Annotated in this window: 25 protein-coding genes and 2 pseudogenes; 10 read left to right on the top strand and 17 right to left on the bottom strand. The window is 71.2% G+C overall.

All coding sequences use genetic code 11. The features are described 5' to 3' along the window. Positions 1-29: 29 nt before the first annotated feature. Both J8J14_RS06340 and J8J14_RS06335 read right to left on the bottom strand, forming a co-directional pair. Positions 30-995: a mechanosensitive ion channel family protein gene (locus J8J14_RS06340; protein ID WP_209378634.1), complete on the bottom strand. Its 966-nt coding sequence runs from the start codon at positions 993-995 to the stop codon at positions 30-32. A gap of 108 nt (positions 996-1,103) precedes the next feature. Next, complete coding sequence (locus J8J14_RS06335; protein ID WP_209378633.1) at positions 1,104-2,519, bottom strand: glycosyltransferase family 4 protein; 1,416 nt, start codon at positions 2,517-2,519, stop codon at positions 1,104-1,106. A 273-nt stretch (positions 2,520-2,792) separates the two neighbouring features. Between J8J14_RS06335 and J8J14_RS06330 the strand changes: the two genes are divergently transcribed. Beyond that, the gene (locus J8J14_RS06330) at positions 2,793-3,407 is read left to right on the top strand and encodes an acetyltransferase (protein ID WP_209378632.1); all 615 of its coding nucleotides are present in this window, start codon (positions 2,793-2,795) and stop codon (positions 3,405-3,407) included. Positions 3,408-3,528: 121 nt separating this feature from the next. Beyond that, entirely contained in the window at positions 3,529-4,683 is a 1,155-nt protein-coding gene (locus J8J14_RS06325; protein WP_245215497.1) for a DegT/DnrJ/EryC1/StrS family aminotransferase, read from the top strand. A gap of 90 nt (positions 4,684-4,773) precedes the next feature. Here the strand turns inward: J8J14_RS06325 and J8J14_RS06320 are convergent, their stop codons facing one another. The 3 genes from J8J14_RS06320 to J8J14_RS06310 form a co-directional block, all read right to left on the bottom strand. Continuing rightward, the gene (locus J8J14_RS06320; protein WP_209378631.1) at positions 4,774-5,520 is read right to left on the bottom strand and encodes an ABC transporter ATP-binding protein; all 747 of its coding nucleotides are present in this window, start codon (positions 5,518-5,520) and stop codon (positions 4,774-4,776) included. 4 nt (positions 5,521-5,524) lie between these two features. Continuing rightward, positions 5,525-6,367 carry an ABC transporter permease gene (locus J8J14_RS06315; RefSeq protein ID WP_209378630.1) on the bottom strand — a complete coding sequence of 281 codons (843 nt, stop codon included), beginning with the start codon at positions 6,365-6,367 and terminating at the stop codon, positions 5,525-5,527. A gap of 65 nt (positions 6,368-6,432) precedes the next feature. Next, positions 6,433-6,996 (bottom strand): glycine zipper 2TM domain-containing protein, encoded by a 564-nt coding sequence (locus J8J14_RS06310; protein ID WP_245215496.1) that lies wholly within the window; start codon positions 6,994-6,996, stop codon positions 6,433-6,435. 354 nt (positions 6,997-7,350) lie between these two features. Between J8J14_RS06310 and J8J14_RS06305 the strand changes: the two genes are divergently transcribed. Then, positions 7,351-8,721: a transglycosylase SLT domain-containing protein gene (locus tag J8J14_RS06305; RefSeq protein WP_245215495.1), complete on the top strand. Its 1,371-nt coding sequence runs from the start codon at positions 7,351-7,353 to the stop codon at positions 8,719-8,721. A gap of 80 nt (positions 8,722-8,801) precedes the next feature. Here the strand turns inward: J8J14_RS06305 and J8J14_RS06300 are convergent, their stop codons facing one another. Genes J8J14_RS06300 through J8J14_RS06285 form a run of 4 tightly spaced genes read right to left on the bottom strand, consistent with a single transcriptional unit; the run spans position 8,802 to position 12,187 of the window. Then, positions 8,802-9,623: a MetQ/NlpA family ABC transporter substrate-binding protein gene (locus tag J8J14_RS06300; RefSeq protein WP_209378628.1), complete on the bottom strand. Its 822-nt coding sequence runs from the start codon at positions 9,621-9,623 to the stop codon at positions 8,802-8,804. A 20-nt stretch (positions 9,624-9,643) separates the two neighbouring features. Next, a complete protein-coding gene (locus J8J14_RS06295; protein ID WP_209378627.1) occupies positions 9,644-10,444 on the bottom strand; it encodes a MetQ/NlpA family ABC transporter substrate-binding protein in 801 nt (266 codons plus the stop codon). Positions 10,445-10,460: 16 nt separating this feature from the next. Beyond that, positions 10,461-11,126, bottom strand: a complete 666-nt coding sequence (locus J8J14_RS06290; RefSeq protein WP_209378626.1) for a methionine ABC transporter permease — start codon at positions 11,124-11,126, stop codon at positions 10,461-10,463. Then, on the bottom strand, positions 11,123-12,187 hold the full coding sequence (locus J8J14_RS06285; protein WP_209378625.1) for a methionine ABC transporter ATP-binding protein: 1,065 nt from the start codon (positions 12,185-12,187) through the stop codon (positions 11,123-11,125). Before J8J14_RS06285 ends, J8J14_RS06290 begins: the two co-directional genes overlap by 4 nt. A gap of 269 nt (positions 12,188-12,456) precedes the next feature. Between J8J14_RS06285 and J8J14_RS06280 the strand changes: the two genes are divergently transcribed. Next, positions 12,457-13,575, top strand: a complete 1,119-nt coding sequence (locus tag J8J14_RS06280) for an NAD(P)/FAD-dependent oxidoreductase (protein ID WP_209378624.1) — start codon at positions 12,457-12,459, stop codon at positions 13,573-13,575. Then, the gene (locus J8J14_RS06275; protein WP_209378623.1) at positions 13,572-14,546 is read left to right on the top strand and encodes a threonine ammonia-lyase; all 975 of its coding nucleotides are present in this window, start codon (positions 13,572-13,574) and stop codon (positions 14,544-14,546) included. Before J8J14_RS06280 ends, J8J14_RS06275 begins: the two co-directional genes overlap by 4 nt. A gap of 179 nt (positions 14,547-14,725) precedes the next feature. Here J8J14_RS06275 and J8J14_RS25735 read toward each other — a convergent pair. The 3 genes and pseudogenes from J8J14_RS25735 to moaB form a co-directional block, all read right to left on the bottom strand. Continuing rightward, positions 14,726-14,860, bottom strand: a pseudogene (locus J8J14_RS25735) (hypothetical protein); the annotation flags it as partial. Between the two features lie 49 nt (positions 14,861-14,909). Then, positions 14,910-15,206: pseudogene (locus tag J8J14_RS25730) on the bottom strand (cupin domain-containing protein); the annotation flags it as partial. Positions 15,207-15,294: 88 nt separating this feature from the next. Then, on the bottom strand, positions 15,295-15,834 hold the full coding sequence (gene moaB, locus J8J14_RS06265) for a molybdenum cofactor biosynthesis protein B (protein ID WP_209378621.1): 540 nt from the start codon (positions 15,832-15,834) through the stop codon (positions 15,295-15,297). 124 nt (positions 15,835-15,958) lie between these two features. On the opposite strand from moaB, the gene J8J14_RS06260 reads away from it, so the two are divergent. After that, entirely contained in the window at positions 15,959-16,219 is a 261-nt protein-coding gene (locus tag J8J14_RS06260) for a hypothetical protein (protein WP_209378620.1), read from the top strand. Positions 16,220-16,258: 39 nt separating this feature from the next. On the opposite strand, the gene J8J14_RS06255 is transcribed toward J8J14_RS06260, so the two are convergent. After that, positions 16,259-17,818, bottom strand: coding sequence for a sulfatase-like hydrolase/transferase (locus tag J8J14_RS06255; RefSeq protein ID WP_209378619.1), 1,560 nt, complete (start codon positions 17,816-17,818; stop codon positions 16,259-16,261). A gap of 91 nt (positions 17,819-17,909) precedes the next feature. On the opposite strand from J8J14_RS06255, the gene J8J14_RS06250 reads away from it, so the two are divergent. Then, positions 17,910-18,884: a Bug family tripartite tricarboxylate transporter substrate binding protein gene (locus J8J14_RS06250; protein WP_245215514.1), complete on the top strand. Its 975-nt coding sequence runs from the start codon at positions 17,910-17,912 to the stop codon at positions 18,882-18,884. Positions 18,885-18,924: 40 nt separating this feature from the next. On the opposite strand, the gene J8J14_RS06245 is transcribed toward J8J14_RS06250, so the two are convergent. The 4 genes from J8J14_RS06245 to J8J14_RS06230 are packed head-to-tail and all read right to left on the bottom strand — an operon-like array spanning position 18,925 to position 22,741. Next, the gene (locus J8J14_RS06245; protein ID WP_209378617.1) at positions 18,925-19,650 is read right to left on the bottom strand and encodes an alpha/beta hydrolase; all 726 of its coding nucleotides are present in this window, start codon (positions 19,648-19,650) and stop codon (positions 18,925-18,927) included. Beyond that, positions 19,647-21,374 carry a cation:proton antiporter domain-containing protein gene (locus tag J8J14_RS06240; protein ID WP_209378616.1) on the bottom strand — a complete coding sequence of 576 codons (1,728 nt, stop codon included), beginning with the start codon at positions 21,372-21,374 and terminating at the stop codon, positions 19,647-19,649. The genes J8J14_RS06245 and J8J14_RS06240 overlap by 4 nt, the downstream gene beginning before the upstream one ends. 58 nt (positions 21,375-21,432) lie before the next feature. Beyond that, positions 21,433-22,335: a DMT family transporter gene (locus J8J14_RS06235; RefSeq protein ID WP_209378615.1), complete on the bottom strand. Its 903-nt coding sequence runs from the start codon at positions 22,333-22,335 to the stop codon at positions 21,433-21,435. Positions 22,336-22,354: 19 nt separating this feature from the next. Beyond that, the gene (locus J8J14_RS06230) at positions 22,355-22,741 is read right to left on the bottom strand and encodes a PH domain-containing protein (RefSeq protein WP_209378614.1); all 387 of its coding nucleotides are present in this window, start codon (positions 22,739-22,741) and stop codon (positions 22,355-22,357) included. Between the two features lie 209 nt (positions 22,742-22,950). Between J8J14_RS06230 and J8J14_RS06225 the strand changes: the two genes are divergently transcribed. The 3 genes from J8J14_RS06225 (at position 22,951) to J8J14_RS06215 (ending at position 25,601) form a co-directional block, all read left to right on the top strand. Continuing rightward, positions 22,951-23,643 carry an SIMPL domain-containing protein gene (locus tag J8J14_RS06225; protein WP_209378613.1) on the top strand — a complete coding sequence of 231 codons (693 nt, stop codon included), beginning with the start codon at positions 22,951-22,953 and terminating at the stop codon, positions 23,641-23,643. Positions 23,644-23,707: 64 nt separating this feature from the next. Beyond that, positions 23,708-24,682, top strand: coding sequence for a Bug family tripartite tricarboxylate transporter substrate binding protein (locus tag J8J14_RS06220; protein WP_209378612.1), 975 nt, complete (start codon positions 23,708-23,710; stop codon positions 24,680-24,682). A gap of 55 nt (positions 24,683-24,737) precedes the next feature. After that, on the top strand, positions 24,738-25,601 hold the full coding sequence (locus J8J14_RS06215) for a DMT family transporter (protein ID WP_209378611.1): 864 nt from the start codon (positions 24,738-24,740) through the stop codon (positions 25,599-25,601). The last annotated feature ends 60 nt before the right edge of the window (positions 25,602-25,661 follow it).

The raw sequence follows: 25,661 nt of genomic DNA, 5'->3' as shown, positions 1-25,661 counted from the left end.
GCCCGGGGCCGGGCCGCCGGGCCTGATTCTCATCGCTGCGCCTCCGGGGTGGAAGCCGTGTCCTTCCCCTGGCGCAGTATCATCCAGCGCGGCCTTGTGCCGCCGGCACGGCCGGCGGGCCATCCCTCGCGCTGGCGGGACCGGTCGCCATCCGCCTCCTCGGTCTGGTCGTGCCAGAGCACCTGGGAGGTCGGGAAGGGCAGGTCGATGCCAGCGTCGGTCAGCGCCTGCTTGACCGACTCCACGGTCTTGTCCAGCGCGTCCACCGCCTCCCGCCGGCGTGGCGGGTCGATCCAGAACCGTGCCACCATGTCGACCCCGGAACTGCCCAGGCCGGTCACCAGCGCCTCCGGGGGCGGATCGGCCAGGACGCCTGGGGTGCCGCGCAGGGCCTGTACGATCACCTCGCGCGCCTCGCCGATCGAATCCCCGTTCCCGATCGTCAGCGCGAATTGCAGCCGGCGCTTCTCATAGGCCGTGATGACCTCGATCTTGTCGGTGAAGAGTGACGCGTTGGGGATGAGGATGCGGCGGTTGTCATAGGTGCGCAGCACGGTGGCCCGGACCCAGATATCCTCCACCGTGCCTTCCTGTTCGCCGTGCCGGATCTGGTCCCCGATGCGGAAGGGGCGGGTCAGCAGGATCAGCACGCCCGCCAGCAGGTTCTGGAGCACGTCGCGGAAGGCGAAGCCGATGGCGACGCCGCCGATGCCCAGCAGGTTGAAGAGATCGGCCGCCGAGACGGAGGGGAAGGCGATCGAGGCCGAAATCAGGAACAGCACCATCGTCGCCACGCCGCTCGCGATGCGGCCGAGCACGAGCGCGGACCCGGCGGAGGCCTCGCGCAGCGACGCGGCCCGGGTCACCCCGGCGCGTATTCCCCGGACGAGCAGCAGCCCCAGCGCGAACACGACGATACCGACCAGCAGGCCCGGAAGGATCGCAGCGGCCCCTTCGCCGAGGGATTCCAGGCGGTTCAGCGCTTCATCAAACATGGCGTTCTCCGGACCCGACGGAGCCCGAACGCCGCAGGTCGGGAAAGGTCTGAACATTCCGCCCAACGCAGCGGGGTTGTGGGCGCTGCCGGGCTGCGGCGCCTCCCCTCAGTCCGGGACCTGGGGCGCCTCCAGCCCGGAGAGCAGGGCCCGGGCCGTGGCCGACCAGGGCACCGGCTGGAACTCGGTGCGGATGCGGTCCTCCAGCGCCTTGATCTCCCCGGGATGGGACAGGATGCGGCGCAGGATCTCCACGGCCTCGGGCACGTCCTCGGGGTGGTGGTAGAAGCAGAAGCTACCGCCCGCTTCTGGAACCGACGTCACCGAGGAGGCGATGCAGGGCTTGCCGAAGGCCAGGCTCTCGGTCACGGGCAGGCCCCAGCCCTCATAATGGGAGGGGAACAGCGTGAAGCGGCAATCGGCGTAGAGCGCGGCCAGTTCGTCATCGGTGGGATCATCCACCAGCACGACCTTGCCCTCCAGCCACTGGCAGTTCTCCAGCTGCTGCAGCAGGTCCGCCACCATCCAGCCGATCCGCCCGGCGAAGACGAGGCTGGGCACCTGGTCACGCGGCATCTCCTCCAGCAGCTGCCGCCAGGCGCGGAAGGCAAGCAGGTGGTTCTTGCGGGCCTCCATCGTGGAAACGAAGAGCGCGAAGCCGGGAGGCAGCGCCTTCACCCGGGCGGTGCGGCCCTGGCTGGCATCCGGCATCTGGCCGAAGCCACTGCCGATGGGAAGGGTGAGCACCGGGCCGGGAAGCCGAAGCCCCATCCGCTCCGCGAGGCGCTCGAGATCCCGTGCCGTCGCCTGGGAGATCGCGAAGAAGCGGTCCACCGCCGGGAGGGTCGAGCGGAACCAGGCGGTGAAGGTGCGCACGAGGCCAGGGTCGCAGAACTCAGGGCGAAAGACCGGGATCAGGTCATAGACCAGCAGGCACACCTCCAGCCCGGTCGCCTGCTTCACCCGCTCCAGCAGCTCGCCGTAATCCGTGCGGAACCATGGGGAGCCCAGGATCAGCAGCATGTCGCCTGGTTTGGCCAGGGCCTTGAGGTCCCCGCCGCCGGCCACGGCATCCTGGCCCGGCCTGGTCTGGGCGGGGCGCAGCTGGCGGCGCAGCGCGGCCATCAGTCCACGGCCGAGCAGGACCCCGGCCTGGATCGCCGCGGCCTGGCTCCGCATCACCTGGCCCATGGGAAGCCGGATATCCGCCGGCAGGCGGGACGCCAGCCGGCGGGCCGTGCCGGCCTGCCCGAGCTTCTGCGTCATGGCGCCCGAGGCGCCCATGCCGCTGAGGGCCTTCCGGCCCGCGGTCTGGGTCAGGTCCTGGAAAAGCGCCTCCACCTCGGACCAGGGCACGGCCCGGAGCGTGTCCCGGATCCGGTCATGCCGGCAGAAGGCGATTTCCCCCGGCCTTTCGGCCAGCAGGGCACGGTACAGCTCATAGGACAGGCGCTGAATGCCGCTCGGCCGGCGGGCGACGAGGACGTATTCGAACAGGTCCTCTACATCGATCCAGTAGGTCATTCGGGAAGGCACCTGCGCGGCGCCGGCTCATGCCGGCCGGTCCGGGGACCAGGGGCAGGCCAGGGCAGATTGCGGAAATCGGGCCACGGCGATACGCGATGCGTCAGGCGGTGCCAAGGCGCGGGCCATGCCGGGCGCGCATCGTCCCGGCTGGCGCGACCTCCGGCAGGGCGCGTGCCCGGTCCGGCGCTCCCTCTCCGGGGGGCTCCGGCCCCGGCGCCACCCGCCTTCCTTGCCTGACGGAGCGATCCTGTGTCTGAACTGCCTGCTGTCGTGATCATTGGGGCCGGCGGGCACGCCAAGGTGGTGATCGAGGCCTTGCGCGCGGCCGGCTACCCGCCGCCCCTCGGCCTGGTGGACCCGCACCCGGCGGCGGCGGTCATCCATGGCGTGCCCGTCCTCGGCGGCGACGACATCCTGCCCCGCCTCCGGGCGGAAGGCGCCGCGGCAGCCATCGTCGCCCTCGGCGGCAACGGCCTGCGCCAGCGCGTCGGCGATGCGCTTGCGGCGATGGGCTATGCCCTGCCTGCCCTCGTCCATCCCGCCGTCCAGCTCTCCCCGAGTGCCCGGATCGGGGATGGCGCCGTGGTGATGGCGCGGGCCTGCCTGGGGCCAGATGCGGTGATCGGTTCCCTGGCCATCGTGAACACCAACGCGGTGGTGGAGCATGACAACGTGATCGGCGTGTCGGCCCATGTGGCCCCGGGCTGCGCGCTGGCGGGAAATGTGACGGTCGGAGACCGTGCGCTGGTGGGCGTGGGATCGGCTGTCAGGCCAGGGATCACCATCGGGGCGGATGCCGTCATCGGGGCCGGCTCCGCGGTGGTGCGCGACGTTCCGGCGAAAGCGCGGGTGGGAGGCGCGCCGGCCGCGCCACTCCGGCGATGAAAACCCCGGGACCTGCCAAGAAATGCGCCGCCGGGCCCTGGTGCGGCGGATTTGAATCCGGTTTATGAAGCCGAAGACCAGTTTCGCCGGCGGATAGTCCGGCTACGGAGGCGCAGTCACCATGAGCGGTGCGATGAATCCGGCTCAGGCGGAGCGGCCGGTGCGCGCAGCACAGCCTGTCATTCCCGTCTATCGCCCTGACCTGTCCGGCAAAGAGCGCGACTATGTGATCGACTGCGTGGACAGCACCTGGATCTCGTCCATCGGGGCCTATATCGGCAAGTTCGAGGCGGCCATCGCCGGAGTGACGGGGGCGAAGCATGCGCTTTCCGTCTGCAACGGCACCGTTGCCCTCCACCTGCCCCTGCATTGCATGGGTATCGGTCCGGGCGACGAGGTGATCGTGCCGGCCTTCACCTACATCGCCTCGGTCAACACCATTGCCCAGACAGGGGCTGTCCCCGTCTTCGCCGAGAGCCTCCGCGGGGACTGGCTGCTGGACCCCGAGGATGTGGAGCGCCGCATCACGCCGCGCACCAAGGCCATCATGCCCGTGCATCTCTATGGCGGGGCCTGCGACATGGCCGCCATCATGGACATCGCCCAGCGGCACGGCCTGCAGGTGCTTGAGGACGCGGCGGAAGCGCTGGGGACGACCATCGGCGGCCAGCATGTCGGCACCTTCGGCCATGCCGGCAGCTTCTCCTTCTTCGGGAACAAGACCGTGACCACCGGCGAGGGTGGCATGGTGGTCACGAATGACGACGCGCTGGCCGCCACCATGCGGATGACCAAGGGGCAGGGCCAGTCCACCACCCGCCGCTACTGGCATGAGGTGCTGGGCTTCAACTACCGGATGACCAATATCAGCGCCGCCATCGGCCTGGCTCAGACGGAGCGGCTGCCCCAGATCCTCGCGGCCAAGCGCCGGGTGGCGAAGATCTACAAGGAATCGCTGGCAGGCATGCCCGTCACCTTCCAGCAGGCCATGGCGGGGGTGGAGAGCGCGGACTGGCTTGTCAGCCTGCTCCTGCCGCCCGGCACGGATCGGGACCGGCTGATGGCCGAGATGCAGGCCGTGGGCGTGGAAACCCGCCCGGTTTTCTACCCCGCGCATCATATGCCGATGTACCGCCGGGAAGAGCATTTCCCGATCGCGGAGGACATCGCCGCGCGTGGGCTTTCGCTGCCGAGCTTCCCGGCCCTGACGGATGGTGAGCTGGCGCGGGTTTGCGAGGCGCTGGTGAACAGCCTGCGCCAGCAGGGTAAGGCCTAGCCAGGCCTTAACCCCTCAGGCGGGGCAACCATCCGGCGGGGCTACTGGCCATCATGGCCAGCCCGCCGGGGGGGAACCCCCCTCCCTGCTTCAGGCCGTCTGGGCCAGCATGCTCTCGACGACGGGGCCCACCGGCCCGTCGGCCACGATCCGTCCGGCATCGAGGCGGATGGCGCGATTGCACCAGCGGCGCGCGATGTCCATGTCATGCGTCGCGATCACCAGGATTTCGGCGCCCGAGACGAGGGTTGCCAGGCGGGCTTCGGCCTTGTCGATGAAGCTCGCGTCACCCGCCATGAACCATTCGTCCATCAGCAGGATCTGCGGCTGCATCGCCGTGGCCAGGGCGAAGGCCAGCCGGATCAGCATGCCGGCCGAATAGCCCTTGATGGGAACGTCCATAAACTCGCCGAGGCCGGCGAAAGCCACCACCTCCTCCTCGAGCGCGGCCTGGGCCGCCTCGTCCAGGTTCCGGTAGAGGGCGCGGAGGCGGATATTCTCCCGCCCCGTGCTGTCCATGTCCATGCCGGCCGCCGGATCGATCAGGGAGCCGATGGCACCCTCGATCCGGATCCTGCCGCCCACCGGCTCGTAGATGCCGGCGAGGGAGCGCAGCAAGGTCGTCTTGCCCGCGCCGTTCCGGCCGATGAGGGCCACGCGGTCTCCCGAGCTGATCCGGAAGTTCAGTTCGCGCAGCGCGCTGACCACCACGCGATTCGACTCGTCCGTCCGGACGCGGGCGGCCGCGCGGGCCAGCAGCCGCTTCTTCAGGCTGCGGGCCGCGAGGTGGTACAGCGGGAACTCGACCCGCAGGTCATTCGCTTCGATCAGCGCCATGGAATCAGACCCAGAAGGCCAGGCGCCCGCGGAAGCGGGCGAAAAAGGACAGGGACACGGCGCCGAGCAGCAGCGTGTAGATGATGGCCGCCAGCCAGACCAGCGGATCCCCGCCGCCGCCAAGCAGGGGGCCACGGATGGTTTCAAGAAGCGTGTAGAAGGGATTGAAGGGCAGCCAGGCCGCGCCTTCCCCGAGCAGCTCCGGCTTCCAGAGGATCGGGGTTAGGAAGAAGGCGAGCTGCATCACATTCGCCACGATCGGGGAAATGTCCCGGAAGCGCGCGCAGAGCATGCCCAGGAACATCGCGGCGAAGAAGGCATTCACCAGAAGGATGAGCAGCCCGAAAACAACGAGCAGCCCCTCCACCCCGGGGAAGGTGCCGAAGGCCAGGAAGACCAGGGGGATCAGCGGGAAGCTGTGTGCCGCGGTCAGCCCGTTCCGGAACACGCTCCGCAGGGCATGCACCGAGAAGGGCACGCGGAGCTGGCGGATCACGCCCTCGGCATTGGTCATGGTGGTGCAGGAATCCGTCACCATGCCGGAGATGATGGTCCAGACCACGAGGCTGACGGTCAGGTGCGGCAGGTACTCGGTCAGGCTCATGTTGAGGAGCCGGGCGTAGAGAAGCCCGAGCCCGATCAGCATCAGCAGGGTCGAAAGGGTCATCCAGAACGGCCCGATCACGGAGCCGCGGTAGCGGTTCCGGAGATCAAGCCGCGCGAGAGCCCAGGCCAGACGCCAGGAGGCGAGGCCCTTCCGCAAGTCGTCGCGCGCGACCTCGACGCGGCGAGGCGCGGCCGCGTCGAAGGCGTAGGTTTCGGAAGCGGGGAGTGGGCCTGCGAGCATTTGGCGGGCCTATACAACGATTGGCGCCCCGACGGCCAGCGGCGGCCGGGGCGCCTGACCCGAGGCTACTTCCAGGCGCCGCCCGTATAGCCGGCGGGGGCACCGTAGCCGGCCGGGGCACGATAGGCGGGAGCGGGCGGGCCACCGGCCGCGCGGCTGATCCGGGTGCGGTCCCCGCGGGAGATCACAACCCGGTCGCCAGCCTGCAGCCCTTCCTCATTCGTCTGCACCACCTGGAAGTCGCCGCCGGTATCCTCGCGAACGGTGAACTCCGCCGCCTGGCCGGTGCTGACGGCGGAGCCGATCGCGTTGCCGGCCAGGCCGCCCACCAGCGCGCCGCCGAGGCCGCCCAGGATGTTGGAGCGCGGGTCGCCGCCGATGAAGGAGCCCGCCACGCCGCCCGCCACGGCGCCTGCGGCCGTTCCGATCGTCGAGCCGCCCTCGCCCCGCACCGTGACCGGGCGCGTGCCGACGATCGTGCCATAGGACACCGCTGCCGTGCGCCCCATGGCCGCCGAGCTGTAGACCCCGCCGGTGTTCTGGGGCGCGCAGGCCGTGAGGCCGGCTGCGAGAAGCACTGCCGCGAGGCCGGCGCGCAGGACCGGCAAACGGGTGTGGCGGATTGGCATCAGGTTCTTCCTCCGGCCAAGCGAATATAGCGTGCCGCCCCGTCGCGGGGGCAGCGCCGGCATCCTACACCAGTCCCGCCCGATATTCCGAGCCCGGGGGCTGGCGCGCACCGGAATGACCTCGCCCGGCCTGGATATTGCCGCCTGCCGGCCGCAAAGTCTCCTTGCCGTGGCCGCAAGCATCCGTTAGCCCTGGCGGTGCGACAGTTGATCGCAACCGGTGGGAGCCGGCGACGCCGCGTGGGGACGTGGCGGCGGTGGTTCCTGCACCCGGCGGACGACTTGGCCGCCGGGCCACAGGACAGGGGGTTTTGGGGGATGATCCTGATCGCTCGGGGTGCGCACGCACCTGTCATGCGTCGGGGTGCGCGGGCACTGGCGGCGATGACCGTCATGGCCGCGCTGGCGGCATGCAGCAGCCAGCCGGACACCGGCCCCGTCACCAGTTCTTCCCGCGCGGCGGTTTCCAGCCGTCCCAGCAGCTATGACCCGCCCGGGCCTTCCTCGGATCCGTGGGGACCGTATATCCGTGAGGCCTCCGCGCGCTTCGACGTTCCGGAGCGCTGGATCCGCGAGGTGATGCGCCAGGAAAGCGGCGGCCGTGTCGCGGCCACCTCCCGCGTGGGTGCGATGGGCCTGCTCCAGCTGATGCCGGGCACCTATGCCGAGCTGAACAACAAGCATGCGCTGGGGGACGATCCGTACCACCCCTGGTCCAATATCATGGCGGGCACCGCCTATATCCGGGAGATGTACGATCTCTACGGGTCGCCGGGCTTCCTGGCCGCCTATAATGGTGGCCCGCGCCGGCTGGAGAACTATCTCTGGTCCGGCGGCCGGATGCCGGACGAGACGCGCAACTACGTCGCCCGCATCGGGCCGCGGATCCAGGGCGCGCATCCCAGGCGCCGCGCGCCGGATGAGGTCTATGCCGCCGCCGATATCGGCCTGAACCCGCCGACGCGCCGCAGCGGCGACCCTGCGACCATGCTGGCCCTGCGCGAGCAGCGGCGTTCCGTGGATCCCGGTATCCGCCCGACCCAGCTGGCCGGCACCGTCATCCGGATGGAGCCGATCCCGGACGGCTCGACCTATGCGTCCAGCGCCTCTCCGGCGGCTGCGCCGGTGCAGACCCAGCTCGCCTCGCTCGGCCCGAACGTGATCCGCATGGAGCCGATCCCGGACGGCTCCACCTATTCGCGTGAGCCGGCGCCGGTGGTGGTGGCCCGGATGGACCCGATTCCGGATCCGCCCGCTCCGACCCCGGCCCAGACCTATGCTCCCGCGCCCTCGCGCCCCATGGCCCTTGCTTCGGCCGAGGCGCGCCCGACCATGCCCGAGCCGGCCCCGCGCCGTGGTGGCGGCTTCGGCTTCCTGGTTGCCCCGGCCCAGGCCGGCACGCTGCCGGCGCCGCTGATGCGCCAGAACAACCTGCCGCCCGGCGTGCTTCGCGCCGGCGTCCCCTCCACCCCGGCGGCGGTTGCGGGTGGCTGGGCCATCCAGGTCGGCGCCTTCGCCAGCGAGAACCTGGCCCGCGATGCGGCCGGCCAGGCGCGCAGCGGCACCGGCAATGGGCGGGCAACCGTGATGCCCGTGCCCCAGGGCCGCGGCACCCTCTACCGCGCCCGCGTCACCGGCCTTTCGCGTGATGCCGCGCAATCCGCCTGCGACCGGCTGCGGGCCCGTGGCAACTGCATGGTGATCTCGCCCGACGCGCAGGGCTGAACGGCGAACGGCCGGGCGAAAGCCCGGCCGTTCGAAAGAGTGACGAAAGGCCGGGGAGCCTCCTCCCCGGCCTTTTCGTTTCAGACACCCAGAACCACGGCGCCGCCGAACTCGCGCTGCACGAACTCCCGCACGGAGGGATCGGTGTAGCCGGAGGCCAGCTTCGCGGCCCAGGGCGCGTTGGCATCGGCGCGGCGCACCACCACGAGGCAGGTATAGGGGTTGGTCCGGGCCCCCTCGGCCGATTCCGCCGCCAGGCTGTCACGCCCGGGCTGCAGCCCGGCCGGCACGGCGTAGTTGCCGGTGATGGCCGCCGCATCCACGTCTTCCAGGGCGCGGGCGATGGTCGCGGCCTCCAGTTCCACGATGCGGATGCGCTTCGGGTTCTCGGTGATGTCCGCGACGGTGGCCCGGAAATCCGCGCCGGCGCGCAGCTTGAACAGCCCGGCCTGGGCCAGCAGCACCAGGGCCCGGCCGCCATTGGTCGGGTCGTTCGGGATGGCCACGCGGGCGCCGTTCGGCAGTTCGGAGAGCTGCTTGTGCTTGCGGCTGAACACCGCCATCGCCGTCAGCACCGTCTTGCCCACCGGCACGAAGTCGTAGCCGCGCTGCTGCTTCTGCGCATCGAGGAAGGGCTGGTGCTGGTAGGTGTTGGCGTCGATGTCGCCACCCTGCAGGGCGACATTCGGCTGGATGAAGTCCGCGAACTCCGTGATGCGGATCACGAAGTTCTCGCGCGCCAGGGCGTCGCGCACGCGCTCGAGCACCTGGGCATGGACACCGGAGGTGACGCCCACGCGGAGCGGCCGGGCGGCGGTGCCGAAGGCCTGTGCGCCCTGGGCAAAGGCCCCGCGCGCGAGCAGGAGGCCGGGCGCGGCGAGGAGAAGGCTACGGCGGAGCATGGCGGATCGATCCTTTGCGATCAGAAGGCGGGGATGACGGAGCCCTGGAAGGTCGCCTGGACGAAGTCCTTCACCTCGTTGGTATGGTAGGCCGCGAGAAGGCGGCGCACCCAGGGCGCATCCTTGTCCTGCTGGCGAACCACGATGAGGTTGGCATAGGGGCTGTCGGTCCCCTCCAGGACAATGGCGTCCCGCACGGGGTTCAGCCCGGCATTGATGGCGTAGTTGGTGTTGATGGCGGCCAGTTCCACCTCCTCCAGGGCGCGTGGAAGCTGCGCGGCTTCCAGCTCCACCACGCGGATGCGGCGGGGATTGCTGGTGATGTCGGCGACCGTCGCGCGATGATCCGCGCCCTCCTTCAGGCCGAACAGGCCGCCCTTGGCGAGCAGCACCAGCGCGCGGCCGCCATTGGAGGGGTCGTTGGGGATGGCCACGCGGCCGCCATTGGGCACGTCCTGGGCTGCCTTGTGGCGGCGCGAATAGGCGCCCATCGGGAAGAGCATCGTCTTGCCCACGGAAACCAGGGGCAGGCGGCGGTCGCGCACCGCCGCGTCCAGGAAGGGCTGGTGCTGGTAGGAATTGGCGTCCAGGTCACCGGCGGCGAGGGCCGCGTTGGGCTGGATGTAGTCGGTGAATTCCACGATGCGCAGGACCAGCCCGTCACGCGCCGCGATCTCGCGCACCTTCTCCATGGCCTGGGCATGCGGCCCGGCGGTGACGCCGATGCGGATCGGCCGCTGCGCCGTGCCGATGTCCTGGGCGAAGGCGGCAACAGGGGTGAGGGCGGCAAGGGCGCCGAGGATGCGACGTGTGACCGGCATTGTTGTGTCCCGTGTGTCAGCGCCGGCTGAACCGCCGGACGAGCCAGTCGCCCAGGGATTGCAGCCCCTGGACGAAGAGGATGAGGATGGCCACGACCGTGGCCATGACCTCCGGCATGAAGCGCTGGTAGCCGAAGCGGATGCCCAGGTCGCCCAGCCCGCCGCCGCCGATCGCCCCGGCCATGGCGGAATAGCCGACCAGGCCCACCAGGGTGACGGTGATGGCCGCGATCAGCCCGGGAAGGGCTTCGGGTACCAGCACGCGGGCCATGATCTGGGTGCGCGTGGCGCCCATGGCACGCGCGGCCTCGATCACGCCCCGGTCAACTTCCCGCAGCGCGTTCTCGAACAGGCGGACGATGAAGGCGGTGGCGGCGAGGGCGAGCGGCACCAGGGCGGCCGTGGTGCCGATGGATGTGCCGGCGACCAGCCGCGTGAAGGGCACGATCGCCACCATCAGGATGATGAAGGGCGTGGAGCGGATGGCGTTCACCAGCAGCCCGATCGGCCGGTTGATCCAGCCATTCGGCAACAGCCCGCCCGGCCCCGTGGTGTGCAGGAGAAGCGCGAGCGGCAGCCCGGCGATGATCGCGATCACCGCGCCGCCGAAGGTCATGAGCAGGGTCTGCCAGGCGGCCTCGATCAGGAGGTCCGTCAATGCGGGCGGCAGCCAGGGGATCATGCCGGGTCCTCCCCGATATCCGAGACATCGAGGCCGAGGCTGCGCATCCAGGCGCTGGCCTCCTCGATGGCGTTGGGCGGGCCATAGGCGGCCAGGGCCATGAGGCCATAGGGCTCGGAGCCGATCGCATCGATCCGGCCGGAGACGATGTTCAGGTCGAGCCCGAAGCGCCGGGAGGCCTCGCTGACCACGGCGCGGGTGGAGGAGGGACCGGCGAAGAGAACCTGCAGCAGCCGCCGCTCCTCGCCCGGATTGGGGTCGGGCAGCCGGGCGACGGTGCCGGGCGGCACGACATGGCCGATCACCTCCGAGACGAAGCGGCGCGTGGTGGGGTGGGCCGGGCGGGTGAACACGTCGAAGACGCGGCCCTGCTCGATCACCATGCCCGCCTCCATAACAGCCACGCGGTCGCAGATGGCCTTCACCACGGCCATCTCATGCGTGATCAGCAGCACCGTCAGGTCCAGCCGGTCCCGGATGGAGCGGATGAGGGAAAGGATCTCCTCCGTCGTCTCCGGGTCCAGCGCGCTGGTCGCCTCGTCGCAGAGAAGGATGCGGGGGCGGGAGGCGAGGGCGCGGGCGATGCCCACGCGCTGCTTCTGCCCGCCCGAGAGTTGGGCCGGGTAGTAGTCCCGCCGCGCCTCCAGCCCCACGAGAGGCAGCAGTTCCGCCACCCTTGCCTCCCGCTCCGCCCTCGGCACCCCCGCGATCTCCAGCGGAAAGGCGATGTTGCCCGCCACGGTGCGCGCGGAGAGCAGGTTGAAGTGCTGGAACACCATCCCGATGCCGCGCCGGGCCTGGCGCAGCGCCGCCTCGTCCAGGCGCGTCATCTCCTGGCCCAGGACGGTGACGGTGCCCGAATCCGGCCTCTCCAGCAGGTTCACGCAGCGGAGAAGGGTGGATTTGCCGGCGCCGGAGCGGCCGACAATGCCGAAGACCTCGCCCGGGGCGACGTCCAGCGACACGCCATCCAGCGCGCGCATCGGCGTGCCGCGGCCGCGGAACTCGCGGACCAGCGCGTGGAGGGAAATGGCCGGCGGCTGGCCGGGGGCATCAGGCATGGATGGAACCCGGAAGGGGAGGGGGGCGGTCAGGCCCGCGGGGTCTGCCACGAAAGGGTGGCCCGAGAAATCCAACAGGCCGCGACGCTGTGTTGCGCCATGGGGCGGCTGGCCGAGCGTTCCTCGCGGTATCGCGTTCCGGAGCGCACCGGCCTTATCTCCCGATCAAGAGCGTGATTTGCGGATTGGCACCTAGGGTTATCGTGCAACGCTGTCAATGCGGGGCGCATGGGTTGCCGCCGGCCCGGTAGCGCCGCACCATGCCGGGCATGGATATCCAACGCTTCGAAGCGCTGGTGGTCGGCGCCGGGATCGGCGGCGCGACGGCCGCGGCGCATCTCGCCCCCACCCGCCGCATCGCTCTGCTCGAGGCGGAGGAGAGCGCGGGCTACCACACCACCGGGCGCTCGGCCGCGATCTGGATCCTCAACTACGGCACGGCCGATGCGCAGCTCCTCACCGCCGCATCGGGCAATTTCTTCCGCAATCCGCCACCGGGTTTCGCGGACGGGCCACTGATGGCAGCGCGCCCGGTCGTGCACCTCGCGCCCCCCGACCAGGTTCCGGCGCTGGAGGCCCTGATGGCGCGCGGGGAGGGGGTGGAGCCGATCACGCCGGAGGCGGTGCGCGAAATGGCCCCGGCGCTCCGCCCGGGCTACGCGGCCGCGGCGGCGATCGAGCGGAATGCCTTCGACATGGATGTCGCCGCGCTCCATGCCGGCTTCCTGCGGCAGGTGAAGGCCCATGGTGGCGTCCTTGCGCTGCGGCAGCGCGCCGGGCGCATCTGGCAGGACGCCGGGCTCTGGCATGCCGAGACGAGCGACGGCACCGTCTTCGCCGCTCCCATCCTGGTCAATGCCGCCGGAGCCTGGGGCGACGAGGTGGCGCGGATGGCAGGCGTGGCGCCTCTGGGCCTGCAGCCCAAGCGGCGGACGGCGCTGATCGTCGATCCGGCCCCCTTCGATGTCTCGGACTGGCCGCTGCTCGGGGATGTGGCGCACCAATGGTATGCGCGCCCCGAGGCGCGTTCGAAGCTGATGGTGTCTCCGGCGGATGAGATCGACAGCGACCCCTGCGACGCCCAGCCGGACGAGCTGGACGTGGCCATCGCCGTGGACCGTTTCGAGCAGGCGCTGGACATCCCGGTCCGCCGTGTGGAGCACCGCTGGGCCGGGCTTCGCACCTTCACCCCGGATCGTGGCCTGGCCATCGGCCCCTCCGGCACGCCCGGCTTCTTCTGGAATTGCGGCCAGGGCGGCTACGGCATCCAGACCGCCCCGGCCGCCGGCCGCCTGCTGGCCCTGCTGGTGAACGAGCAGGACCCGGAAGGCTTCAGTGATATCGTGCCGATGGTCGATCCGCGGCGCTTTGCGAGAGAACACGCATGACCACCCTGCCGACCTATGATGATGTCCGCGCGGCCGCCGGCCGGCTGGCCGGCCGCGTCGTCCGCACGCCCATGCTGCGCCATCCCGTGCTGGATGCGCTGGCCGGCGGCACGGTGCTGGTGAAGCCGGAGCCGCTGCAGCGGACCGGTTCCTTCAAGTTCCGCGGCGCCACCCATGCGGTGCTGCGCCTGCCGGCGGAGAAGCGGGATGCGGGGGTGGTGACCCATTCCTCCGGCAATCATGGCCAGGCCATCGCCTGCGCCGCGGCATCGGAGGGTGTCCGGGCCTTGATCGCCATGCCGAAGGACGCCCCCTCGATCAAGGTGGAGAGCACCCGGCGCTGGGGCGCCGAAATCACCTTCTTCGACCGCCTGACCACTGACCGGGACGCCCTGGCGAACCGGCTGACGGAGGAGCGCGGCGCCACCCTGATCCCGCCTTTCGACCACCCGGACGTGATCGCGGGCCAGGGCACGGTGGCGCTGGAACTGATCGAGGATGCCGAGGCGGCCGGGCTGCGCATGGACGCCCTGGCCGTCTGCACCGGCGGCGGCGGGCTGATCGGCGGCTGTGCCCTGGCGGTGGAAGGGGCCAGCCCCGGCACCCAGGTCTTCGCCGTTGAGCCGGAGGGGTGGGACGACACCGCCCGGTCCCTGGCGGCCGGCGAAAGGCTGCGCGCGGATGGCAAGGGCTCGACCTTCTGCGACGCCCTTCTCTCGGTCGCCCCGGGGGAGATCACCTTCGCGGTGAACAAGCCGCGCCTGGCTGGCGGCGTGACCGTCACGCCCGATGAGGTGCTGAAGGCCATGCGCTTCGCCTTCGATCACCTGAAGCTGGTGGTGGAGCCGGGCGGGGCCGTGGCCCTGGCGGCGGTCATGGCAGGCCATGTCTCGGCCAAGGGCCGGACGGTGGGCGTGGTGATCAGCGGGGGCAATGTGGACCCGGCCGTCTTCTCCCGCGCCCTGGCCTGAGCCGAAGGGGGGCGGAAGGCCGCCCCCCAGCGCTCAGGAGTAGCCCTTGTTCCGGTGGTCCTTCGCGGCCTCTTCCTGGCTCTCCGCGCCGACCTGGGAGGTGCTGGAACCGGAGGAACTGCCCCCCGAAGCCTGGCCGCCCGAAGCCTGGCCGCCCGAAGCCTGGCCGCCCGAAGCCTGGCCGCCCGAAGCCTGGCCGCCCGAAGCCTGGCCGCCCGAAGCCTGGCCGCCCGAAGCCTGGCCGCCCGAACCCTGGCCGCCCGAACCCTGGCCGCTAGACGAGCCCTGGCCGCCGGAACCGCCCGCGGCGGCATCGCCTTCGGGGATGAAGTCGAACTCGCCGCCCTGGCTCTGCCAGGTCTGCACGGTCAGCACCTTGGCGCCGCCCCGGCTCTCATGCGGGCCATGCACCACGCCCTTGGCATGGGTGAGGAAGGCGCCGGCGCCCAGGGTTTCCCCGGCCTCGATCAGGTCGCCTTCCAGCACATAGTGCATCTCCTCGCCGGCATCGTGGTGATGCGCCGGGATCTTCCCGCCCGCGGGCAGGTGGACGATGGAGGTGACGACGCCCTTCGCCTTGTCCTCGTTCAGGATCTGGATCCGGAACTCGCCGGTCGCGCCGGGGATTTCGAAGGGAACTGCCTCGCCCGCCTGGGCCATGCGCAAGCCGCTGCCAGCCATGTCTTGCCTCCACCTGTCCGAGCGCAACGAACGTGGCCCCGGATGCGGAAGTTGCCAGGGTGCGGCTTCACGCCGCCCGCAGATGCTCCAGCAGGCGCGGCATCAGCTCCACAAGATTGCAGGGGCGGAAACGTGCATCGAGCTGGTGGACCAGGATGTCGTCCCAGGCATCCTTCACCGCCCCGGTGCTGCCGGGCAGGGCGAAGAGATAGGTGCCGCCCGAGACTCCGCCGATGGCGCGGGACTGGATCGTGGAGGTGCCGATCTTCTGGTAGCTGAGCATCCGGAAGAGCTCCCCGAAGCCGGTGATCTCCTTCTCCAGCACCCGGGCAAAGGCCTCCGGCGTCACGTCGCGGCCGGTGATGCCGGTGCCGCCCGTGGTGATGACGCAATCCACCTGCGGATCGGCGATCCAGCGGCGCAGATGGCTTTCGATGGTCCCGGCATCGTCCGGGCAGATGGCGCGGTCCGCCAGACGATGGCCGGCCGCCCCGATCCGGGCCGCCAGCGTATCGCCCGAGCGGTCCGAGGCGAGGTCGCGCGTGTCGCTCACCGTCAGGATGGCGATGTTCACGGGCAGGAAGCTGCGGCTTTCATCGATCGGCATAGCAGGTCTCCTCGGCAGGACCCTCATATAGGGGCGGCGGCCGGGCCTGTCCCGCGCAGCGCTCCCCTTCGCGCCGCGTCGAAGCCATGGCAGGGTCCGCCTGCCCGGCCATGAGGAGAATCGGATGCCCAGGCTGCTGAACATCCTCGGTTTCGTCATCTTCGTGCTGGGCGCGGTGGCCCTGGCGGTGGCGGTCTATGTTCTTCTGGCCGGGGTGATCGGCTGGAACCCATTCAGCCATGGCCGGCCGATGATCGCCGGGTTGAACACCATGCTGGTCCTCGGCGTGGCCGGGCTGGCGCTGCTGATCATCGGCGCCTTGCTGGCCCGGGCGGCGGCCCGGGCCCAGTGGCGGCAGGAAATCCAGGCCACCGTCGCACCCTGAGACCCGGGCGGGCCGGGCTGGCCAGCCCGGCCGCAGGCCTCACCACTCTCCCAGGAACACACCGGCGCGCTTGTGGCTGTCGGTGCGCAGCTCCGCCTCCGCCCAGGTGATGGTGGTCCGGCGCTTGAGGCCCTGGAACCAGGCCAGCAGCCGTTCCCGCATCTCCTGGCATATCTCGCCCATATCCGGATCACCGCCCAGGTCGTTCAGCTCATCCGGATCGGCGGCCAGGTCGAACAGCATCGGGCGCAGCCCATCGGTCCAGTGGACGTATTTCCAGCGCTCGGTCCGCACCATCCAGGCGTGGTGATGGCCCGTGGGCAGGCCGAGCCGCCGGCGGGCGCCCCGGAAGGTCCAGTCCAGCTCCGAGAAGGCGGCGTCGCGCCAGGCCACCTCCTGCCCGCGCGTCACGGGAAGGAGGGAGCGGCCATCGATGAGGTGCTCGGCGGGGTCGAGCCGCAGCGCGTCGAGGATGGTGGGCACCACATCCACCGCCTCCGCGAAGCGCTTCTCCACCTTGCCCCGCGTCCCGTCCGCCTCCGGCGAGGGATCGTAGAGGATGAAGGGCACGCGCTGGATGCAGTCGTGGAACAGCTCCTTCTCGCCGAGCCAGTGGTCGCCGAGATAGTCGCCATGGTCGGAGCAGAAGACGACCAGCGTGTCCTCCCAGCGCCCCAGCCGCTCCATCGCCTCCCAGACACGGCCCAGATGGTGGTCGAGTTGCGCGATCAGGCCCTGATAGGCCGGGCGCACGGTGGAAACCGTCTCGTCACGGGCGAAGTTCTGCGCCACCTCCTCGTTCTGGAACTCCCGCAGCACAGGATGCGCCTGCGGACCGCGCTCCGCCTCGCTGCGCACCACGGGCAGGCAATCCCCGGGGCTGAATTTCTCGTGCCAGGGGGCGGGGGCGATGTAGGGCCAATGCGGCTTCACATAGGAAAGATGCAGCACCCAGGGCTCGTCGCCGCGCTCCTCCATGAAGCGGATGGCGACATCCGTGGTGTAGGCGGTTTCGCTGTGCTCCTCCTTCACGCGGGCGGGCAGGCGGGCGTTCCGCATTTTCCAGCCGGAGAGCGGGCCATCCGGGCCATCGACGGCGATGACGTAGTCCGTCCAGGGATCGGGGCTGTCATAGCCCTTGCTGCGGAGCCAGTCGGCATAGGCGGAGTCCGGTTCGCCATGGTGGCCGTCATGGCGGTCCACCAGGGTGAACCAGCCCTCGTCCAGCAGGGCCTTCAGGTCGTGCTGGCCGTCCAGTTGCAGGCGCTTCATGCCGCGCGCATCCGGCAGCACATGCGTCTTGCCCGCCAGGGCCAGCGCCTTTCCCGTCTCGCGGAGATGCCAGCCCAGCGTCACCTCGCCGACCGAGAGCGGCACGCGGTTATGCGTGGCGCCATGGGAGGAGACGTAGCGGCCGGTGTAGTAGGACATGCGCGAGGGGCCGCAGATCCCGGATTGCACATAGGCCTGGGCGAAGCGCACGCCGCGCGCGGCCAGCGCATCCAGGTTGGGCGTGGGAAGATGCGGGTGGCCGGCGCAGGACATGTGATCCCAGCGGAACTGGTCTGCCATCACGAACAGCACGTTGCGAACAGCCATGCCGGCCTTGTCCTCCCCTGGTCTGTGCCGCCACGATAGGGGGTGGCGAGAGGCGGCGGTAGGCGGCCCCGGAGGAAACGGAGTGAGCGTGATGCACATCACCAGGCGGAGCGCTGTCGCCCTCACGCTGGGAGCGGCGCTCCCCAGGATGGCCCTGGCGCAAGGCGACCTCACGCGCATCATCGCCGCCTTCCCGCCAGGCGCCGCGCTGGACGGCGTGGCCCGCTTGCTGGCCGATGGCGCCTCTCGCGGCGCGGACGGACGCCCGCGCGGCACGGTGGTGGTGGAGAACCGGGCGGGCGCGAATGGCAACATTGCCTCCGCCGCCGTGGCGCGGGCCCCGGCCGATGGCCGGACCTTCCTGCTGGCGATCGACACCACTTTCACCCTGAACCCGCATCTCTACAGCAATCTCGGCTTCGAGCCGCGCGACCTGGAACCGGTGGCGATGGCCGGCACCTTCCCCCTCGCGCTGCTGGTCCATCCCTCGCTTGGCGTCACGGACCTCTCCGGCTTCCTGCGGGCCGCGCGCGAGCGGCCGCTGCTCTATGCCTCGGCCGGGAACGGATCGCCCGGTCATCTGGCGATGGAGTTCCTCCGCAGCCGGCTCGGCCTTCCGGCGGGGGCGCTGGAGCATGTGCCGTTCCGCGGCAATGCGGAGGCCATGACCGCGCTGCTGGGCGGCCAGATCGGGGCCGCCTTCATCGCCGTCTCCGGCGGGGCCGACTTCGTGAAGGATGGCCGCCTGCGGGCGCTTGCCGTCTCCGGCCCGCGCCGGATGGCCATGCTGCCGGAAACGCCCAGCGTGGCGGAAGCGGGCCATCCCGGCTTCGATGTGCGCTTCGCCTACATGCTGATGGCGCCGCGCGGCCTGCCGGCGGAGCAGAAGCGGGACTGGGCCGCGCTGGTGGCGGCCGTCCTGGCCGAGCCGGCCACGCGGGAGCGGCTGGCCGGATGGGCCGTGGAGCCCGAGGCCGGCGGGCCGGAGCAGGCCGCGGCCTGGATCGCCGCCGCCCATGCGCGCTGGGGAGAGGTCGCGCGCGAGACGAGGATGCGCGTGGGGTGAGGCGGGGCGGGCCGAGGCCGGGGCGCGGAATGCGCGCCGGCTAGGCCGCGGCCCAGGCGTTGATCCGGTCCGCCACATCTTCCCAGCCGGCATCCAGCATCATCAGGTGGCCGGTGCCCTGGAGGAAGGTGGCGGTGGTGCCGTGCCAGGCGGCGCAGCGCTCCACGGCGTCCCGCGGGATGAGCCGGTCATGCGCGGCGCCCAGCACCATCACCCGCCGGCCATGGATCCAGCCCGGCGACACGGGTTGCGGCATCTGGGCCTCGAGCAGGGCGGCGGCTGATTCCTGGCTGAACCGGCTCGCGAGGCGCAGGGCGGCTTCGGGGTCCATCCGCGGCCCGAACAGGCCGCGCAGCACGGTGGGGGATGGGTCCCCCGGTCCTGCCATCCGCGCGATCTCCGCCCAGAGCACGGGGTCCCTCGAGGCCAGATGGGCGTTGGACCACCACAATCCCTCCGGGGAAACCGGCGCAAGCAGGGCCGCGCCCCGGACCGAGGGGTGGTCCAGCAGGCGCTGGGCGATCAGCGCACCAAGGGAATGGCCGACCAGGATCGCGGGTCCCTCATCCAGCGCGGCGCGGAGCGTGCCCACCCGGTCCGAAAGTGTCGCCCCGTGCAGCGCCGGGGCGACAACCGGATGCCCTGCTGCGGCAAGGCGCTGGGCGAAGCCTTCCGCCCAGACCCAGGGGCCGCAGGCCGCGCCATGCAGAAGGATGATCGCCAGGCCCGGCGGCGTCCCCCGGGGCGGGCTGAAGCGGAGGGTCAAACCCCCAGCCCCGCCGTGGCGGCATCCGCCACGCGGCGCTTGCGCAGCACATCGACGGTGGCCTGGGATGTGCTGGAGGCAACGCCCATGCGCTGGAGCGCGAAATCGGCGATCCCCAGCGCGACCTCCCGTTCACCCATGACGGCAAGGCCGGTGGCATCCAGGTCGTGCAGCCAGTCCACCTCGGCATCCTGGTGGGCGCGGACGGTCACGACGATGCGGGGATTCGCGGCCCGCGCCAGCTCCACCACGCGGCGTGCCTCCCAGGCCAGGGGAAGGGTGACGATCACGAGCCGGGCCCGCTCCGCATGCGCGGCTTCCAGCATTTCCGGCTGGGTTCCGTTGCCCCAGAGCACGGGCAAGCCCTGGCCGCGCAGCATCTCGGCCCGCTTGCGGTCATCCTCGATCACGATGAAGGGCAGGTTGTGCCGGCGCAGGGCGGCGGCGACCAGCACCCCCACCCGGCCATAGCCGATGAGGATCGCGTGGTTCTCCATGCGCGGCAGGGTCGCCACGAAGCGCCCGCGCGCGTCGCGCGCCGGAAGGATGCGCCCGCGCATCCGCGAGCCCAGGCCGGTGAGCAGCCGGAAGGTGAGGGGCATCAGCAGGATGGCCCCGAAGCTGCCCAGCAGGATCGGCCCGCGCAGCGCCGCCGGCAGGATGCCCTGGCCAATCGCCAGCTCCATCAGCACGAAGGAGAACTCGCCGATCTGCGCCAGGGCGGCCGCCACGATGGCGGCGGTCTTGGGCGGCGTCCGGAGCAGGACCAGCAGGACGAAGGTCGCGCCCCCCGTGCCCACCAGCACCACCGCCAGCGCGAGCAGCGAGGTGAATGGTGCGTCCAGCACCGTCGCCGGATTCAGCAACATGCCGACGGAGACGAAGAAGATCGCGGCGAAGATGCGCTGCAGCGGCAGCGTTTCCGCCGCGGCCTGGTGGCCCAGGTCGCTTTCCCCCAGCACCACCCCCGCGAAGAAGGCGCCCAGCGCGAAGGAGACGCCGAAGAGCGTGGTCGCGCCGAAGGCGACGCCCAGCGCCACCACCACCACCGAAAGGGTGAACAGCTCCCTGGAGCCGGACCGCGCCACCCGCGCCAGCGCCCAGGGCAGCAATCGCCGCCCGACGATCAGCATCAGGGCCGCGAAGGCCACCAGCTTGGCGACGGCGATCAGGATGGAGAGGCCGAGCCCGTCCCCCTGCTGCCCGGCGGCGGCGGGCAGGAGGACGAGGCCGAGCACGACGATCAGGTCCTGCAGCACCAGCCAGCCCATGGCGATTCGCGCCGCTTCGCCGGAAAGCTGCCCGCGCTCCTCCAGCGCCCGCGTGGCGACGGCGGTGGAGGCGATGGCGAGGGCCAGGCCGAAGACCAGGGCCGTGCCGAAGCTGAGCCCCGGCAGGGCCATGCCCAGCGCCGCGCCGAGCAGCATGCCGACTGCCACCTGGGCCGTCGCGCCGGGCACGGCGACCCGCCAGACCGCGAGAAGATCCTGCGCCCGGAAATGCAGGCCCACCCCGAAGAGCAGGAGTCCCACCCCGACCTCGGCGAGGGTCCGGGTGAACTCGCCGTCGATGATCACGCCCGGCGTGTTCGGCCCGATGGCGACTCCGGCGACGAGATAGCCGACCAGCGGGGGCATCCTGAGCATGCGGGCCGCTATGCCGAAGGCGAAGGCGAAGGCCAGGCCGAGGACGAGGCTGGCTAGGAAGGGCGGCGCGTGTTCCATCGGGGGCGAGTTGTTGCAGCCGAACCGTTCCAGGGCCAGGGGTGATCGGCTGTCCGCTTCAGCTCAGGATCACGAGCAGCACGCTGGCCACGATCAGCAGCGCGCCCACGGCATCCCGCGGCTTCAGCGCCTCCTTCAGGTACCAGCGCCCGAAAGCCAGGGTGAAGACGATCTCCACCTGCCCCACCGAGCGCACCAGGGCGACAGGCGCCAGGGCGAAGCCGGTGAACCAGCAGGCCGAGCCGAGCGCCGAGAGCAGGCCCACCGGGGCCGCGTTGCGCCAGTTGCGGAACACCGCGCCGACGGAGGCCGGCTCGCGCAGGACCAGCCATGTGCCCTGCATCACCGTCTGCATCATGTTGGTGACCACCAGGGTGCAGAGGGCCCCCAGCACCGTGTCCACCGCCGCCAGTTCCTGGTTCGCGGCACGGATGGCGATGCCGGTCAGGCCGAAGCAGGCGCCGGCCGCCATGCCGAACAGGGCAGCCGGCTGCGCCGTGGCCTGGAGCGCCTGGCGCAGGCTGCCCACCTGCCCGGCCATGGAGAGCCACAGCACGGCCACGACGCCCAGCGCCACCCCGGCCCAGGCGAGGGGCGGGAGATGCTCGCCGAGCAGCAGCATGGCGAAGATCGCGCCCTGCAGCGCCTCTGTCTTGGAATAGGCCGTGCCGACCGCGAAGCCCCGCGGCGCGAAGGAGGCGATGAGGAAGACCGTGCCGAAGATCTGCAGCACCCCGCCCAGCGCGCAGAGGAACAGCACCCAGGGGCTGAAGGCGGGCAGGGGGCTGCCGCTGATCGCCCACCAGCTGCCCATCAGCACGAGGCCGGGCGGGACACCGTAGAGATACCGAACCACGGCGGCGGCATTCAGTGAAAGCGCCCCGCGCAGCTTCTGCTGGAGCGCGGTGCGCCAGCACTGGAACAGGGCGGCGGAAAGGGTTGCGGCAAGCCAGAGAGGCATGGGGCGGAACGGGTCCGTTCTAGCCGCGCACCCTCTCCGAAAGGATGCGGTGCGCCAGGGCCGCGGCCCCGCCGCCGCGGCGGAAGCTGAAGCTCAGGGGAGCATCCCCGGCCCGGTCCCAGACCTTCAGTTCCTCGTCCATGTCCAGCGTGCCGCCGGCCTCCAGCGAGAAACGGAGGATGGAGCGATAGGGAATGCTGACCAGCTCCGTCTTGGAGCCGGTGAGCCCTTGCCGGTCCACCAGGACCAGGCGCCAATCCGTCAGGGCGAAGCCGTCGCGGATGGTGCGGAAGGCGGCCAGTACGGTTTCACCCGGCAGGATGGCTTCCTGGAAGCGCTCGCCCAGCGCCTCCGGCTCGATCCGGCCCGCATCGCCCGTCACGGCACCCAGCAGCTTGCCCAGCATGGCTCTCTCTTGAATCGGCGCCTGGATTGGCAGCGGCAGCCTAGAGCAGCAGGGCCGTTCCGGAAGCCCCGGCGGTGCTCCTGGCAGCATGGCGGGCGTTCCACGAGGCGGAGCGATGCCGGCGCCCGGCCGATCACAAGCCTGCGCCGCCCCTGTGACGGCGCGGTGCCGCCCCATCTCTGCCGCATGACCTCCGATAGCATGGTGGCATGAGACGCCTTTTCCTGACCTCCCTCCTCGCCCTGCCCATGCTGGCAGGAGCGGCCCTTGCCCAGCCAGGTCCGGTCTTCCCCGGACCAGGGACGTTGCTGCGTCTCTCGGAGACGGCCGAGGTCATCCGCGCCCCGGATGAGGTGCAGGCCAGCCTGCGCGCCGAGGCGCGGGAGGCCACGGCGGCGGCGGCCCAGGCGAGCGTGAACCGCGCCGCGGCCGCAGCGCTGGAGGTAGCGCGCGGCGTGCAGGGCGTCACCGCCACCACCGGTGCCTACCGCACCTGGCGGCAGGAGGATCCGGCGCGCTGGTTCGCCACCCAGGCCATCAACCTGCGTGGCAGGGACCAGGCGGCGCTGCTGGAACTGACGGGAAGCCTCCAGTCCCGCGGCATGGCGCTGGGCGGCATCCAGCACGGCCTCACCCGCGATACGGCGCGGGCGGCCCGGCAGGAGGCGGCTTCCATGGCGCTGGACGCCCTCCGGCGCCGGGCGGAGGCGGTGGCGGCCCAGATGGGCATGCGGGTGGAGCGGATCGCGGAGATCCAGCTGGAAGCGCCCGATCTCCCCATGCCGCGGCCCATGATGGCGGAAGCCATGGTGGCCCGTGCCGCGCCGGCCCCCGTTGCCCAGGCGCAGGACATCGTGGTGACCGCCATGGTGCAGGCCACGGTGATCCTCGCACCGAACTGACGCCCGGTTGACGCGGCGGGAGCGCGGCGGGACGGTCCGGCCAAGAAAACCGGAGGATTCGCCCATGCCGCGCCCCGCTTCCCTGCTTGGCGCCCTTGCTCTCGGCCTGCTCGCCGCCCTGCCGCTTCCGGTGCTGGCCCAGCCCGCGGCCCAGGGGCAGCCGCCCATCCGCCTGATTGTCGGCTTCCCGCCCGGCGGCGGCATCGACCTCCTCTCCCGCGTGATGGCGGAGGGGCTGTCCGCGCGGCTCGGGCGGACCGTGGTGGTGGAGAACCGCACCGGCGCCGGCGGCAACATCGCGGCCGACGCGGTGGCCAAGGCGGCGCCGGACGGCAACACCCTGGGCGCCGTGCCCGCGGGGCCGCTGGTGATCAACCGCCATATCTACCGCAGCATGCCCTTCGATCCGCTGCGGGACTTCACGCCGATCAGCCGTTTCGCGGCCATTCCCGTGATCTTCATGGCGGCGCCGAATTCCGGGGTGACGGATATCGCCTCGCTCCGCACGGCGTTGGAGAAGGGGCCGCTGCCCTGCGGCACGCCGGGGGCGGGCACCACCCAGCATCTTGCGGTGTCGCTGCTGATGCGGGAGCTCGGCCGTGAATGCACCATCGTGCATTACCGCGGCACCGGCCCGGCCCTGCCGGACCTGCTGACCGGCACCATTTCCCTCTACACGGACACGGTGGTCACCGGCCTTCCCCCGACGCGGGATGGCCGCGCCCGGGCCATCGCGATTGCCTCGCCGCGTCGCTCCGCCCTGGCCCCGGACGTGCCGGTGGTGGCGGAAAGCGTGCCGGGCTTCGTGGCGGAGACCTGGCTCGCCCTGGTTGGCCCGCGCGGCCTGGCCGAGCCTGTCGCGGCCCGGCTGGAGGAAGCCATGATGGCCCTGGCCCGCGATCCGGCCGTGGCTGCCCGGCTGCGTGAGCTGGCCTCCGAGCCCGTGGGTTCCACGCGCGCCGAGCTGGCCGAGACCATCCGTGCCCAGGATGCCATCTGGGGCCCGGTGGCCCGGTCCGCGAACATCACGGCGGACTGACCCTCCCAGGGAGGGGCAGGGGACGGGGCGGGCGGCGCGTGCGATAAGCCGCCCGATGTCCCCCGTCCTCGCCGGCCTGCTGCTCCAGTTCTGCGCCATCGCCCTGTTCGTCGCGCTGGACACGGTCACGAAGATGCTGACGGCCGACTACCCCGTCCCGCAGATCGTCTTCATGCGCTTCGTCTTCCACACGGCGGTGGTGGCGCTGGCTCTGCGCCTGGCCACGGGCCGCCTGCCCTGGCGCAGCCGCGCGCCGGGGCTGGAGGTGGTGCGCAGCCTGTCCCTCCTGCTGGCCAATGTCCTGTTCGTCGTCGCGCTCTCCTATATTCCCCTGGCTGATGCCTCGGCGGTGACCTTCGCCTCCCCCATCTTCACCGCCGCCCTCGCCGCCCTGGTGCTCGGGGAGGTGGTGGGGCCGCGCCGCTGGGTGGGGATCGGGATCGGGCTGGCCGGGGTGATGGTCGCGCTGCGCCCTCCCTTCCTGACCGGGGAGATGCCGCATTGGGCGCTGTTCCTGCCGCTGGGCACGGCGGCCTCCTTCGGCGTCTACCAGATCCTCACCCGCAAGCTTTCGGCGGTGGACAGCCCCTCCACCATCATCCTGCATACCGGCGTGGCGGCTGGTGCCGTCGCGGCGCTTGCCCAGCCCTTCGTCTGGCAGCCTCCCTCCGGCCTGGCCTGGCTGCTGATGATCCTGGCCGGGGTCTTCGGCTCGGCCGGGCATTACCTGCTGATCCAGGCCTATTCCCGTGCCCCGGCCAGCATCCTGGCGCCCATGACCTACACGCAGCTGATCTGGGCCACCCTTTCCTCCGCCCTGGTCTTCGGGGACCCGCCGGATGGCTGGACCATGCTGGGCGCCGCGGTGATCGCCGCGGGCGGCATCGTCACGGGCTGGCCGGAGCGCCGGCGGGGCTGATCGCCGCGCTCGCGGGCGGGCGGCGCGTCATCCAAACTTCACGGCGCTGCAAGGAGAACG

This window comes from Pararoseomonas baculiformis, assembly GCF_017813395.1.
GTDB classification, from domain to species: domain Bacteria; phylum Pseudomonadota; class Alphaproteobacteria; order Acetobacterales; family Acetobacteraceae; genus Roseomonas; species Roseomonas baculiformis.
This window is presented reverse-complemented; position numbering and strand designations above follow the sequence as displayed.